Annotated in this window: 17 protein-coding genes and 1 pseudogene; 5 read left to right on the top strand and 13 right to left on the bottom strand. The window is 37.0% G+C overall.

Features of this window, described 5'->3' with window-relative positions; translation table 11 throughout:
- Positions 1–207 precede the first annotated feature (207 nt).
- The 9 genes and pseudogenes from NST93_RS00480 to NST93_RS00440 form a co-directional block, all read right to left on the bottom strand.
- Positions 208–390, bottom strand: a complete 183-nt coding sequence (locus tag NST93_RS00480) for a hypothetical protein (RefSeq protein WP_405100150.1) — start codon at positions 388–390, stop codon at positions 208–210.
- A gap of 68 nt (positions 391–458) precedes the next feature.
- Positions 459–872 (bottom strand): DUF4181 domain-containing protein, encoded by a 414-nt coding sequence (locus tag NST93_RS00475; protein WP_405100149.1) that lies wholly within the window; start codon positions 870–872, stop codon positions 459–461.
- A 48-nt stretch (positions 873–920) separates the two neighbouring features.
- The gene (locus NST93_RS00470; RefSeq protein WP_405100147.1) at positions 921–1,403 is read right to left on the bottom strand and encodes a DUF4825 domain-containing protein; all 483 of its coding nucleotides are present in this window, start codon (positions 1,401–1,403) and stop codon (positions 921–923) included.
- A gap of 38 nt (positions 1,404–1,441) precedes the next feature.
- Positions 1,442–1,846 (bottom strand): hypothetical protein, encoded by a 405-nt coding sequence (locus NST93_RS00465; protein ID WP_405100145.1) that lies wholly within the window; start codon positions 1,844–1,846, stop codon positions 1,442–1,444.
- A 48-nt stretch (positions 1,847–1,894) separates the two neighbouring features.
- Positions 1,895–2,026, bottom strand: a pseudogene (locus NST93_RS00460) (GNAT family N-acetyltransferase); the annotation flags it as partial.
- A gap of 140 nt (positions 2,027–2,166) precedes the next feature.
- Entirely contained in the window at positions 2,167–2,922 is a 756-nt protein-coding gene (locus NST93_RS00455) for an AAA family ATPase (protein WP_405100143.1), read from the bottom strand.
- A gap of 483 nt (positions 2,923–3,405) precedes the next feature.
- Complete coding sequence (locus tag NST93_RS00450) at positions 3,406–4,572, bottom strand: Ger(x)C family spore germination protein (RefSeq protein ID WP_405100141.1); 1,167 nt, start codon at positions 4,570–4,572, stop codon at positions 3,406–3,408.
- Positions 4,569–5,678, bottom strand: coding sequence for an endospore germination permease (locus tag NST93_RS00445; protein WP_405100140.1), 1,110 nt, complete (start codon positions 5,676–5,678; stop codon positions 4,569–4,571). Before NST93_RS00445 ends, NST93_RS00450 begins: the two co-directional genes overlap by 4 nt.
- A complete protein-coding gene (locus tag NST93_RS00440; RefSeq protein ID WP_405100139.1) occupies positions 5,675–7,237 on the bottom strand; it encodes a spore germination protein in 1,563 nt (520 codons plus the stop codon). Before NST93_RS00440 ends, NST93_RS00445 begins: the two co-directional genes overlap by 4 nt.
- A 213-nt stretch (positions 7,238–7,450) precedes the next feature.
- Here NST93_RS00440 and NST93_RS00435 point away from each other — a divergent pair, with 213 nt between their 5' ends.
- Positions 7,451–7,888 carry a hypothetical protein gene (locus NST93_RS00435; protein ID WP_405100137.1) on the top strand — a complete coding sequence of 146 codons (438 nt, stop codon included), beginning with the start codon at positions 7,451–7,453 and terminating at the stop codon, positions 7,886–7,888.
- Positions 7,889–8,020: 132 nt separating this feature from the next.
- Here NST93_RS00435 and NST93_RS00430 read toward each other — a convergent pair whose 3' ends face one another.
- The 3 genes from NST93_RS00430 to NST93_RS00420 form a co-directional block, all read right to left on the bottom strand.
- Positions 8,021–8,692, bottom strand: coding sequence for a response regulator transcription factor (locus NST93_RS00430; RefSeq protein ID WP_405100135.1), 672 nt, complete (start codon positions 8,690–8,692; stop codon positions 8,021–8,023).
- A 107-nt stretch (positions 8,693–8,799) separates the two neighbouring features.
- The gene (locus tag NST93_RS00425; RefSeq protein ID WP_405103711.1) at positions 8,800–9,324 is read right to left on the bottom strand and encodes an isoprenylcysteine carboxyl methyltransferase family protein; all 525 of its coding nucleotides are present in this window, start codon (positions 9,322–9,324) and stop codon (positions 8,800–8,802) included.
- Positions 9,324–10,412, bottom strand: a complete 1,089-nt coding sequence (locus NST93_RS00420) for a type III polyketide synthase (RefSeq protein WP_405100133.1) — start codon at positions 10,410–10,412, stop codon at positions 9,324–9,326. Before NST93_RS00420 ends, NST93_RS00425 begins: the two co-directional genes overlap by 1 nt.
- Positions 10,413–10,611: 199 nt before the next feature.
- Between NST93_RS00420 and NST93_RS00415 the strand changes: the two genes are divergently transcribed.
- From NST93_RS00415 to NST93_RS00400, 4 genes are all read left to right on the top strand, one after another.
- Positions 10,612–11,043 (top strand): DUF2207 domain-containing protein, encoded by a 432-nt coding sequence (locus NST93_RS00415; RefSeq protein WP_405100131.1) that lies wholly within the window; start codon positions 10,612–10,614, stop codon positions 11,041–11,043.
- The gene (locus NST93_RS00410) at positions 10,992–12,296 is read left to right on the top strand and encodes a DUF2207 family protein (RefSeq protein WP_405100129.1); all 1,305 of its coding nucleotides are present in this window, start codon (positions 10,992–10,994) and stop codon (positions 12,294–12,296) included. The genes NST93_RS00415 and NST93_RS00410 overlap by 52 nt, the downstream gene beginning before the upstream one ends.
- Before the next feature lie 250 nt (positions 12,297–12,546).
- Entirely contained in the window at positions 12,547–12,774 is a 228-nt protein-coding gene (locus NST93_RS00405) for a DUF3923 family protein (RefSeq protein WP_405100127.1), read from the top strand.
- Positions 12,775–12,887: 113 nt separating this feature from the next.
- Positions 12,888–13,265 (top strand): SET domain-containing protein, encoded by a 378-nt coding sequence (locus NST93_RS00400; RefSeq protein ID WP_405100125.1) that lies wholly within the window; start codon positions 12,888–12,890, stop codon positions 13,263–13,265.
- A gap of 339 nt (positions 13,266–13,604) precedes the next feature.
- Here NST93_RS00400 and NST93_RS00395 read toward each other — a convergent pair whose 3' ends face one another.
- On the bottom strand, positions 13,605–14,258 hold the full coding sequence (locus NST93_RS00395) for a reverse transcriptase-like protein (RefSeq protein WP_405100123.1): 654 nt from the start codon (positions 14,256–14,258) through the stop codon (positions 13,605–13,607).
- Positions 14,259–14,275: the final 17 nt, after the last annotated feature.

The following is a 14,275-nucleotide window of genomic DNA, read 5'->3' as shown; positions in this document are numbered from 1 at the left end:
ATTAATGCTTTTTAAATAACACATTCAATTAGCCTCTTCACACTTGATAACAAATCATTTCATTCGCCTCCTTATTTTTTGAGTATAGCATTCGAATTAAATTTTCTCAATAATCTTTCACTTATAAATTGCTGTTCAAACGCTGTCATCCAAGCAACTATCAATTGGGACATCGCTTATGGATAATTGTTCCTCCAAAGTCGGGGTTTACGATTCATTTTCAACTAATCTTTTGCCTTCTTGATCAATTTGGCAACTGCCTCCACCGAAATTCCAGCCATTGCTTTCAATAAATTCAATATAAGCATCTAAAAACGCATCATGCTTCAAATCTTCACCATTGTTGGTATAAATACAACCTTCTATTTGTACGCCAATTGGTCTTTTCACTAAAATCACTCCAACTACAATTTTTAAAATTAAAAGAGATAAAATAAGCAGTAATACTTCCTATTAGCTCATAGCTTTAAAGCTAAATTAAATATGTCTAATTGAATAAGTGTTAAGATAATTATGATTGTAATAACCATGTCACTAATTGTCAGGATGGATTGTTTTGGATGCTGCGAATATTTCCATTCAAAAAAAGCAGTCATTAGATATTCAAGAACAGCAAATAAAAGGATAGTAATTAAAAAAGCATGATTTGAATAATTTTGGTAGACTATTAGATAAAGTACAAAGATAAGTGCAATCGTAGAAGTAATCCTTATTATCCAATCTATGTTTCTATGCATGTTATTAATGTGATTATAAGAAAACAAAGGCTTTTGTTTCTTCTCAATCTTAAATGTTTTCCTTAAAATAGTCTTTACTGCTGTTATAAGTACAAGCCAGGTCAATGCAAGTAATAGAAACTTTAACCAAACCATATAATATCCCCCACCTCCATTTAATTCCCAAATCATTATTTCGCCCAGTTACTTCAATAAGTCTTCTACTTTATTATCGTCTTCCAGATGATTTTGTATTAATTTTCTTAAGTCTTCCTCACTCGAATAATTACTTAAATTTGCCCCAAACCAACTTTCTAGGTTTTCTTTCGTAAATTGGTATTCCTGATTTTCAAACTTAAATGTAACCCATTCGGCATTCTGAATTAAAGCAAATATAAATGCAGCATTAAAAATTGCTGTTTCTTTATATTGCCTTTCTAATTCTTCTGCCTCTATTCCTTCATATGTTAAAGTTATTCCATAAGGTTCTTCTCCGGTGTTGAGTTCAAAACTCTTCAGATATTCTCCATTAGCTAATTGTTTAACAATACTTCCTACCGCACTGTTATCTCCGATGTACGAACCTTTAGACTCAAATATATTTTGATGCGCATTAATTGAATTGCAACCATTCAAGAAAAACACAATCAAAAACGAAAAGATGAAAAGTCTAATTGTTTTTTTCACTCTTTTATTCCCCCAGTAATTTATTATTCTCTTGTTGATCAAGGAGCAAATCCATAAAAGATTAGTGTGAAAATAAAGAACGAAACATAAGATATTGCTAATAGTACAGCTAACATAATGGTACACACACTAATTCTTACCCAAATCCCCCTAAACTTTTCTCTGGTAAATCTAACTAGCACATAGGCAACTATTAAAAACGCAGGTATAATATATAGAAATGAAAACACACCAACCCATTCACCTAATCTTTGAAAACCGCCTTCCAGAACAGGACCGTGATATAAATGATACTTAAATGAGATTCTTGTAATCCCTGACATAAATACGATGGACAGTAAAATAAAATAAACGATAATGATAAATTTCGCTGCCTTTTTTTCCTTTATCAGCACTGCATACATTATGTATATAAAGAGAAGCAAAACAATTATTTTAATCATACTTTCACTCCAATAAGAATCCAGGCTATTTCCCTACAAACATAAAATCTACTTCATATTATTAATAAAATACGTATCATATGATTCTTTAAATACATAACCCAATTTTTTAGCTAACTCAACAGATTCGGAATTCGCTCCATCCCAACTGGGGTACTTACCTCTCTCCATACAATCTAATTATTTGATTTCTCATTCACTATCTAAATATAACATCTATCTGTTCTTTCACTATACTGCCGCATTCCTTCAATAAACCCTAACTCTTACCTTTCAGCTAAGCCACCATTTTATTTTTCCATCGAAATAAATCTGGCTGTTCAACTGTCTATGTCATCTTCTTCATCTTCGCGGAACAACTCATATAGAAACCTTTCCCGTCCTGTCAGGAAATTTAATGTTAAATTATAATGTTCCGTGTCCTCATATGTTATTTCCTGAATGGAGGGACCATCAAAACTTAATATTTGTGCCTCCGGATAACCAAGAAGAATTGGTGAATGGGTGGCAATAATAAATTGTGCCTCTCCCTTGCTTGCTAAATCATTCATGACTTTGAGGAATGCTAATTGACGAGCAGGAGATAAAGCTGCCTCGGGTTCATCTAAAATATAGATTCCCTTTTCTCCAAAACGGTTCGTAAACAAGGACAGGAAGGACTCACCATGTGACTGATGGTGCAAGGATTTCCCTCCATATCCTCCATAGCTAAAAGATGGATCTTCCATAGCCAATTCATCTAAATAAGTAGCGAAATGGTAAAAGCTCTCTGCCCTTAAAAAGAAACCTCTATTTATCTTTGGGAACCAGGAAAGACGTATATGGTCACCTAAGTCAGACATCGATGCATCCACTGAATAATTATCATTCCTCCCGCCACCAGCATTATTAAAACCACATTGGTAAGAGATGGCTTCAAGTAAGGTTGATTTTCCTGAACCATTTTCACCAACAAAAAAGGTCACCGCATTTTTAAATTCTATAGAATCTGTACCTCTTAAACTTGGAATACTAAAGGGATACTTATTCTGGACTCGAATTTCTTCATTCATTATTTTTAAACTTCTTAAATACAAAATATCCTCCACCTTTTTAGACTTGCGCTAACTCGTCCTGGAATATATTACAATCAGCTAAATCTCATACGCATCTAGATATTATTACTGACGCGATACATTCACTTTACTCTCCCTCAATAATATCATAATTTTCTAATACTAAAACAAAGAGTTCTCCTTTGCACATATACTGCATAACTGTCTCGCAAGGAGCGAGCCCCATTCAAAAAAAGACTGAATGGAGCAATAATCATAGCACCATTCAGCCTTTTATAATCGCCTTTCTGAGGCAACTCATTTTTTATTAAACGGCTATATAGCCACATGTAAAAGCTATTTTACTCTTCCTTTTTCCACGGCGGGTCTCCAATGCGATGTATTTTTAAATTTAGTTTGTACATGCAGTAGGGGATAATAAAGGCAGCTGCTGTATACATGAGAACTCTCATATCAGGGATTCGTTCGCTAATCATGTTCCACATCGTTAATCACTCTTTTCTGTTATCTTTTTGTTTTATCCATTGCCCCTATCGCTTCTACTTTTGTCTTTACTGAAACATCAATTGTACTGCCAGCAAAAAGGTTATCACCAAGGTCCCAGTTGTCTTTTATTTTTTTCCATTCATTATAGTGCTTTGCGTGGATATGTTCTATGAAACCAAAGAAATCAACTTTTAAATTCTTTTGTCCTTTGTCAATAACACTCATCGCGAGTTCTTCAATCCGCTTCGTTACCTGCTTCCCGATTTCATCTAGGTATTGTTCGCCTCTCAATGTTTGACCACCAGACATTTCATTAACAGATCCCTGTACATCAATGTTAATGGAAATTTTAATGTTTTCCGGATCATTCACATTTATATGTAAATCACTATCTAAATCCGAAATTCGCAAATCCATTACCTTCTCATTATAAAGAAAATCAATGACTCCGCCTTCAGACTCACCTTTAATCAGATTCAACCCTTTTACTTCTTCCTTATCCAGCCTTCCAATCATCATGTCCGTATCTCCGCGGAATACTGCAGCCCCTTCGATTTTCCCATGATCTTCAGCAGGTTTTATCATTGGGATAGCATAGCTATAGTTATTCAATAGAAGTTCATTGATATCCCCTATTCTTGGAGCATTTAAGATTTGCAGCGTCTGGTCCATATTTTCAAAGCTGGATTGGATATAAATAATTGGAAGCAGTTCACCTTTTGGCTCTATTTCCATAATAGAGTCTGCCTTCCCATCAGCGATTACTAACTTTATTTCGCGGCGCATTTCTGCTTGCCTTAAGAAAAAGTCCATCACACTAGGGAAAAGATCGGGTGCAGAGACGAGATCCTTGGATATCACGATAAGTTTTAAATGTTCATAAAACGGTACTCTCGCTGATACAGCATCAATATTTGCAGATGCAATTGCCAGACTATTTCCAGATGCAGTTATATTCTTTGTACCACTGTTCTCAGTAGTACCTTGACCACCAGGCGTACCTAACATTGGCGGAACAACGGTCTGATTTGTCATCCTGAATTGAGGCTCTTCCGATAATTCTTCTTCCTCAAGGTCAATCCCTGTTCCAATTACAAATCCTTGACTTTCAATATCACGCTGGCCCCAGCAGCCGGAAAGGGCGACTGACAGCAATGCAATACAAACAATAATCCTTATATTCATTTGCCCATCGCTCCTCTTAGTTTAGCAACTATAAATAATACGAAAGTAACCCCTATAGAGAAAATAAATAGACCATAGATGCCATACTTCCCCATCTCTGTACTTTCCAATATATTTTCCGGGACCATGCTTATAAAAAATATGATTGGCGTCAAGATAAATATAAGCTTTATTTTCTTCGTGTTCTTAAAGATATAATTCAAGGTCAAAACAGCTAAATCAAAAACCATGGTTGTTATATTAAATATAGCCATCATCCAAATAATTAAAAATATCGATTCAAATCGCTCTAATACCCCACCTGGAATATGTACAGCCTTCCCCAGTTCGATACTCGGAGAAAGTAAATTAGCTGTCACTGTATTTCCAAACACACCTATTGCAACAAAATAAAACATCATAAATAAAATCACTGGAACTGTAGTGCCAAGGGCCGCCATCCTAGGAGTCTTTTCTTTTGTCCTCACCAAAGAGGTATAAAATAAAACAATACTTATTGCCCCAGAAATAAATAGGGCAAACATCATAGAAATCCCTTTCACATAGCTTTCGGCGCTCGTCTTTAATATTGGCTGGATATTATTCATTTCAATCAGCGGGATATTGAAAAGTGCCACAACGAGTGATACAACTAATACAAATGGCAGAAACAACATATTTAACCGAAATAATCCTGCCCTTGATCCAGCAACCGCATAGATTACAATAAATAAAAAAGATAATGATAGTGCCTCTACTGGGGTCTCGTCCAATAAATAATGTCTTGTAATATCGGTTAATTTGCGAATTTCAAACGCTGCTATGCCGATGTAAAGAAGTGAAAAAACAAAGCAAATGACTATTGCAGCAGGTTTGGTAAGAATAGATGAAGCAAAATCAAAAAATGTTCGTTTCTCAAAACCGGCTGCAAATTTAGCAATCAGCCAAATGAAAAATACGGCAGCCAGACCACCAATAAAAATTAAAAGCAATCCATCTAACGCGACCGTTATTCTAGCAAGTTCTGTTTGGAATATTAAGATGACAATCCCAATACTTATCGAAGGAATAGCGATTAAATATTGCATTAAACTAATATCTTCATCGCTGTATTCAAACGGCTTCATTGCTCTTTGCCTCCTTGATCAGACGACTTATCATCAACTGGCTGCAAGTATTGGGGTCTTTTTCTTTTTAAAACCTGGGCTGGCAAGCGTAATATAAGATCGCTCCAATCATGCAGAAAACCTGGTGAAAATGGTGTAGAATAAGGAATTCCAAAGCTTTTTAAATTGACAACATGGATATTCATCATAATATAAACAAGAATAATTCCATAAAGACCAAGAAATGAAGAGGCAAGCAGAAAGACATACATTAAAATACGATAAGAGATTGCTGTACTATACTCCGGGATTGCAAACGAAGAAATCGCATTTAAGGCAACCACAATAACCATGATTGGACTTACAATTCCGGCAGAAACTGCTGCGTCTCCAATAACGAGACCACCAACAATACCAACAGTTTGACCAATCGGCTTCGGTAACCTTGCTCCTGCCTCTCGTAATAATTCCATCGTAGTAACCATTAAAACAGCCTCAATCGTAGCGGGAAATGGAACCCCTTCTCTGGAAGCCGCAATAGAGAATGCAAGGTCCGAGGGGATGAGGCCAGTATGATAGGTAGTAAGCGCAACATATAAACCTGGCAGAAAAATAGCCATAAATGCTGCAAGATAGCGCAATAATCGAAGTAAACTAGAAATCAGCCAGCGCTCATTATAGTCTTCTGTTGATTGCAATGTATTGCCTAATACAACTGGAACAAGAAGCACAAAGGGAGTTCCATCCAGAATAATTGCGACTTTTCCTTGCATAAGAGCATTTTCAACCTTATCTGGACGCTCTGTATTGGAGACCTGTGGAAATGGAGATAAAAAGCTATCCTCAATCCATTGTTCAATCATTCCCGAGCCAGGTGCGTCATCCAAATTAATTGAATGCAACCGATTATTTATCTCTTCTAAAATCTTAGGATGAACAACACCATCTATATAAGCAACAACAAGACTCTTATTTGCGCGCTTTCCAATTTTCTGTGTCTTTAAACGCAAATTAGGGTCTTTAATACGACGCCTGATAAGAGCCGTATTAGTTTGGATGTTTTCAACAAATCCCTCTCTTGGACCACGAATGACTCCTTCAGTCACTGGCTCTTCAATCGACCGATACTCCCCGCCAATCGTATTAATCATCAACACTTCGGGAACGCCATCTAAATAAACAATCGTTTGCCCGCTTAATATTTGCTCGGAAACATCGTCTATTGTTTTTCCCCTTTCAATCTCTGTTGCGGTAATAACATCCTTTTCGATCATGTTAAGCAGTGCAGCACTTTCTTCTGGCAGTCCTTTTTTACGATCGATTACGGTTTGTAAATCTTCCATAATAAATTTATGTAAAAAGGGACTATCTACTATTCCGTCGATATAAGCTACAGCACATGCCTTCCCTGCAGCAATAAATTCGCGGATGATGAGATCATCTGGCTCACCCAATACATTTTTCAGATTATCAATATTTACTTTAATATGCTTCGATAGTTTCAGGGATACATTTTCCTTCTGATTATTTTGCTCATTGTTTGGCTGGTTTTGTTTTTTAGATTGTGTTCTAGATTGCATGGTTTACCTCTCATTTATCGTGATTATCTTCTCCTTGTTTTTCCCCAATGCTCTGTTTTTATACAACTACTATCTTCTATGCGGACAACAGCAATCATCGCCACTAAGCAGATTTCGTCCATACAATCTTCCCAATTTCTCCATAGAAACTGGATATTTATCCCTTATACTCACTATTGTAAAGTTAAATAAGAAATCAAGGAGGAAATGGATATGAAAAAAGGTTTACTTTTCAGCCTGTTATTAAGTTTAATTTTGGTGCTTGCAGCATGTGGTGGCGATGACGGTGACACAGCAAACAATGCTTCAGATAATACTGGTCCAGATACTGCGGAGGAAAGTACTGCAGATGAAACCGGCGACAGCAGTGCATCAGGTGAAGCCGCTCCAAATAATGAAGTTACAGTAATCGGTTCTAACTTTGATTTTGACCAGGATGAATATGTTGTTCAATCTGGCGAAGAAGTTACATTGACATATGTAAATGGAGAAGGAAATCATGGTATTTCTATTGATGAATTGGATGTAAATATGCAAACCGAAGGAGAAGTAACATTCATTCCTGAAGAGCCAGGTGAATATGAAATTTACTGTAATCTCTTCTGTGGCGAAGGTCACGATAAGATGGTTGCCACATTAGTTGTCCTATAAAATCAAAATAGAGCTATTCGCAAAAATAGCTCTTTTTTCATGCGATTAGTGGCAGTTATCCACCCATAAAATGTTCATTTCTTCTCCACTTTTGAGGTGGGGGTTTACTGCCACTTAACCTGCATTAAATAATTATACATTCACCCATTGATAGCCGATCCCCCAGATTGTCTTGAAATGCGCATCAATCGGAAAGCCTGATTTTCCTACCTTATCCCTGATATTCTGGACATGGGAATCCACTGTTCTTTCGTCTGTCACAGATGTATAACCCCATAACACACTGATTAATTGCTCACGTGAAAATACTTGGTTTGGATGTTTCATCAAATGCCCCAGCAGGCTAAATTCCTTTGGTGTTAATTTAATTGGCCGCTTTCCATAGGTCAGCTTAAAGCAATCCTCACTCCAGAATAAACCGTGAATTTCAATTTCTTTCTTAGGCTGTGTTCTTCTCAGCACGGCGTCCATTCTAGCAAGCAACACTTCCCTATTGAATGGCTTTGTAATATAATCATCAGCGCCAAGCCTTAGTCCTTTAACGACATCCGCATGATCAGCGTAGCCTGTCACCATAATAATTGGGATATCAGAGAAGTTTCTTATCCTCTTGCATAGACTCCATCCATTTATTTCAGGCATGTCTACGTCCAGCAGAATGAGTGAAAAACTGTCTTCCTTCATACAGTTTAAAGCCTCATCTGCACATCCGGCTTTGGTACAAAAGTAATTTTCTTTTTTTAGGAATATTTCCAGCAGGTCGAGCATCCGCTTTTCATCATCCACTAAAAGCACTCTGTCCATTGTCCTCACCCCACGTATTTTTAACAATCCATCTCATTTTATGATATAGTTCTCTGAAATTAGATTCCTTGACGCAGGTCAATTTTTTTAAGTTTTGAAGTGCCAGCTTATAATAACGTTCCTTTTTCTACTTCGGAAAGTGCTTTGTTTTCTAATGGAATACGAATGAACAGTAATAAGATGTGAAGGACGGGGAACAGAATGGCGGTGATATATGCCCCAAACAGAAGCGGAATAATGAACAGTTCCATACCTACAATGATATAATTGGGATGCTTGACATACTTATATGGCCCCCGGCTAATCAATGAGAGACCAGGCAAGATGATAATTTTTGTATTCCAAAATTTACCCAATGATTGAATACACCAGGCTCTTGCTAATTGTGTCATAACGAACAGCACAAAAAGAGTTTTGTTTAGCACGAAACTGGAGTCGTCACGAATGGAAACCTCTATAAGAATGGAAAAGAAAAATAATACATGAACAATAATAAACCATTTATAATGCTCTCCTCCCCACTCTACTCCTCCTCTATTAATCATCCACTTTTCATTTCGTCTTGCGATTGTCAATTCCACGACACGCTGCAAAATAATAAATGTAAAAATGAACCAAAGATAAGAAGGCATCAATTAATCCACTCCAATAATAGTAATTCAGAACTAAAGCCTGGACCCAGGGCAGATAGAATACCTTTTTCCCCAGTCTTTAATTCCTCCTGCATCCATGCTTTGAGGACATATAAAACAGTAGCTGACGACATATTACCATGATTCTTCAGGACGCTATAAGAATGTCTCAGTTTTTCTGTTTTATCATGTAATACTGCTTCCATTGCCTGTAACACTTTTATCCCTCCAGGATGAGCAATATAAGCGTTAATATCTTCTTTTTGAATTTGTATTTGTTTCAGAAATAGTGAAATATGCTCCTTCCAAAAGGACTCGACAAGTGAAGGAATGCTCTTTGAGAAAATTACTTCCAATCCATTATTCGTTATATCCCACCCCATAACTGAAGTACTGTCCCTTTTTATACGAGAACTGGAGCTGATCACCTTTGGGACAGATTGTTTCTTACATCGCAAGTAAGGTGAGTCCTCCCCAACTAGCAAGGCGGAACTGATTCCGTCTCCAAATAATGCCGTACCAACAATGTTGCTTTTACGATGATCCCCCTTATGGAACGTTACGCCACATAACTCACAACAAACAACAAGCGCAGTCTTTTCCGGATGTGCCTTAACCCAGTCATAGCCCCTGGATAAACCAATCGCCCCGCCAGCACAGCCTAACCCCCATAAAGGCATCCTGTTTACATCTTGACGGAAAGGTCTTTCATTAAGCAGAAAGGCATCTATTGTCGGAGCGGCTATACCCGAACTGGATACATAAATAATTAAATCTACAGCTTCATAGGGAATTGGCGATGTAAGGAAATGATCATTTTGCAAACAATCATCGATCGCTTCAATGGAGTACTTTATCGCATTTTCTTGATAGATACTATTTTTTTCTTCAAAAGAATGTTCCTTTTCAAACCAGGTCTTATCCACTGCAAATTGCCGGTTTTCAATTTGGGCATGGTCGAAAACTGGAAGCAATCGTTTAATTTCACGATTTGTATAACCAAATAACTTTTGAACTAATTCCTTTATTTCTTCTTGATTCATGTTATATTCAGGGATGCTGGTTCCTATTGAACAAATGTATGCCATAGTTTCACCTTATTCATTTTCGCGTAATTTTGCCAGAATGGCTTACTCTCTCTACTTAGGCTTTCCTACAATATAGATTGTGATACATGAATAAACATGATGACTTGGAAAACAGAATCTATATTTCCTATAAATAAACCGTGTGAAACTTTTTACAAGATTTGTTCGTATACATACTAGATGAAAGTGAGGGATTCATATGAAAAAATCAGCAGTTCTTTTTGTTATCGCACTGCTCGGAATTCTGCTTTTTCCTATAGAAGCATTCGCTGTTGACTTTGCCATTACTGAAACCAAAATTGATGCACACCTAGGGGAAGATGGTACTGTTGAAGTAACGGAATCACACACATACGAGTTTGATGGAAAATTTAATGGGATTACCCGCAGCCTCATTGCTAAAAAAGGAACTTCGATTACTGACTTCTCAGCTAGTGAAAATGGAACTAGCCTGGAAATAGAGCGGGATGACGAGACATATGATGTTTTTCGCAGCGGAAAAGACGAGACAGTTACCATCGAGCTCTCCTATTTGATTCATGATGGGGTTAAGGCTTATGAAGATATGGCAGAATTTTATTGGCCATTTTCGATTCAAATAATGAAACAGATTATGATAATCTCACGATAGCCATTCATCCGCCCAAAGCTGCCGGTGATGTTATTGCCTATGGCTTTGACGAAGCTTATGAAACAGAAACAATAGAAAGCGATGGAACAGTAGTATTTCATATGGGGCTTGTGGACAGCGGAGAAAAAGGAGATATCCGTGTGGCGTATGACAGCAGCTTATTCCCAGCCGCTGCAGTTAAAGAAAATAAAACAATTCGCGATACACTCATTCGCGAAGAACAAGAACTCGCAGAGAAACAAGCTGCCTTTCTAGAGCGACAGGAAACACTAGGTAATATTGCACCATATATCATGGGTGCATACGGATTATTTTTACTGCTGATCATTTTTTATAGTTGGAGAAGGAAGCAAACAACCAAACTGGAAGCGGAAAGTTTATTATCCTCCGTTTCATTCATTCCTAAAGAAATGATGAGTATGCCTGCAACAATCTACTATTTCCGAAATTTCATGGCAGGGTTCGGTGAATTGCTGACAGCTGGAATGATGGATTTAGTAAGAAAAGGCAATATCAAAACACGGGAAAATGAGACATCTTATCTTGTAAATGATAAGACAGATTCAGAGCATGAAGCCCTGCTTATTCAGCTCTTCTTTCAAAAAGTTGGAAAAAATAATACCTTTTCATTTGATCAGCTGGAAAGCTACACAGCAAATGAGGAAAATCAGGAGAGCTTTCACACTGATTTAGTTGCCTATCAAAAGTTATTAAAAGAGGAAGTTGATTCCCATCATTTATTAGACAGAAATGTAAAGCAGCGTTTAATTATTGGGATTCTCTCTGTACTGCTGATTCCTCTTATTATCCTTTTTGGAATCCATCAGTTGATCATATGGCTTTTATTCAGCATTATAATCATGGGCACGCTTCTGTTATTCGCCTTTCTGTACCAGCCGCGCACAATAAATGGGCAGCTCATTAAAATGCAGTGGCAGCAATTTAGGGATGATTTTAACGAGTTGCAAACCGACCGCTGGAATAATTTATCGGAGGATGACAAAGAACGCGCGCTCATCTTTTCAGCCGGGCTAAAAGATAAAAAACTGATAGAAAAAAATAAAAACTTTATTGAAAATGATACATTTTCTCAAGATCACTCTGCTTTTAATCTACTCATGTTATTATCACTTTCTGCCACTGCAAATGTAAGCTTTGGATCTGCTTCGCAAGTTGCTGCAGACTCTGTAAATACTTCTTCGGGATCTGGAACTGGCGTTGGCGGCGGAGGTGGAGGTTCAGGGGCTTTTTAAGACAAAAGGTTTTATAAGAGACGCAAGCAAATACCATAACAATTCTTCAGTAAAAGGCACAGCAATTTAAAGTGCTTTTTACATTCTTTTTATTTTAAATCGCATGTCCAAGAAACTTTTTGGACTTATTTAATAAATAGATTTTATATTAAATTAACGGGGTAGGATTGTCTAATAGCGAATCTTTAATATTTCTATTTTGTACATTAGAGACAGCTTTAATTAGTCAAAGGATGAAAGGAATGATGGTGTGAGGAAAAGTTGGTTTTCTTGGTGGATTGCTACCTTTTTTTGGATTATCCTTTTCGTAATAGGAACTGCTATTATTTGGATAAGAAAGGTCGATGGTGCTGGTGCTGTACAAACGCCTGAACTCAAATTAGTCGCATTTATAGTTTTATTGATTTCGTTTATCATTCCGCTAATTATTCAAGCTGTGTGGCTGATTATTAAATTGAGAAACAGCAATAAGAATTAGATAAACCTATGTATTGTTTCATAAAAAGATATTGAAAAGTCTCTTTCAAAGCGTAAAATTAAAATTAATGTTACAGTTAGAGTGAATATTTTATAAGTGAGCAGGTGAACAACATGATAGAGATAAAAACATCTTCACTCAGTGATGGAGAATTTAATAGAGGGGTATTTGCAACACGCGATATCAAAAAAGGCGAAATAGTACATGAAGCTCCGGTTATTTCTTATCCAAACGATCAGCATCAATACATTGAGCAAACGCTGCTGGCTGATTATGCTTTTGAATATGGAATAAATCATTCTGCAATCCTTCTTGGTTATGGAATGTTGTTTAACCATTCTTATCAGCCGAATGCAAATTATGAGATTAATTTCAGCAATCACACATTCAATTTCTATGCTTACACAGATATAAAAGCGGGAGATGAAATTTTAATCAATTATAATGGCGATGTGGATAACAATGATCCACTATGGTTTAATCAAGACTAAAAAATGAGACATAGATTGCTCCTTTGTCTTATTAAAAGTTAAAAGCTCCCTGTCTGAATACGACAGGGAGCTTTCCCACTTTTTAGAAATAAGCATCGCTGCAGATACTTACTTCTCACCACTTCATTCGACCAATATTTTAACCTCAGATTTATCTTTAGTTAAGGCCACAAAACCATCCTCAACAATAGCATCCAATGGAATATGCTTTGTAATTGCTTGTTTGACGTCAATTTCTCCTGAAGCAATTAAATCAATTGTCTTTAGGATAACATTGCTTTTGCTGTATTCGTCAATAAAAATGCACCTGTATTAGACTTTCCACTCGTTATTCTCATTTCACTGCGCAGCATGACTTGTAATTTCAATCCCCTGCAGCGCTTGTGTTGCTAGATGGTCTGCTTCCCTGTTCATTTTCCGCGAAACATTTTCATATGTTGGCGTGATGCCGAGCTGTTCTGCCTTCTGTTCAATTCGGTCCATCCATTTAGTCAATTCCGCTTCATAGCATGGCCATTCTTCGTTAAGCTGGTTAATAACTACCTTTGAGTCACCAACGAAATTAATTGGCAGATGGTGCACACCAAGTAATTCTAATTCAATTAACCCAAGATGAAGTGCAGCATATTCTGCTTCATTATTACTAATAAGCCCTTCCGTTAAAACATTTTTTCTGATTCGGTATGCTTTTTCATTCTGCTCATAATAGATTGCACAGCCTAATCCAGCTCTTCCTGTCCCATGATCAAATCCGCCATCAAAATATACGATGATGTCATGAGGCTCTGTTTTAATTTCCTCTAAGTATTTCTTTAATTGCTTGTACGTCCACGCCGTTTCATCCCGATCGAGAAATATTAATTCTTTCACACGACCAGTTTTCTCGAAGTCTTCAGCGACAACGAGCGCCATCCTCGCATCCAGCTCTTCCGAACTAAAAGCTGCTTCTAATCCCCTTTTCGTTTTATACATTGCTTCGATTCTAACCTGCAAAGGAATTCCCCCCTTTT

This window comes from Oceanobacillus sp. FSL H7-0719 (assembly GCF_045040795.1).
GTDB lineage: Bacteria > Bacillota > Bacilli > Bacillales > Amphibacillaceae > Oceanobacillus.
Note: the sequence above shows the minus strand (reverse complement) of the source record. Positions and strands in the feature narration are given on the sequence as shown.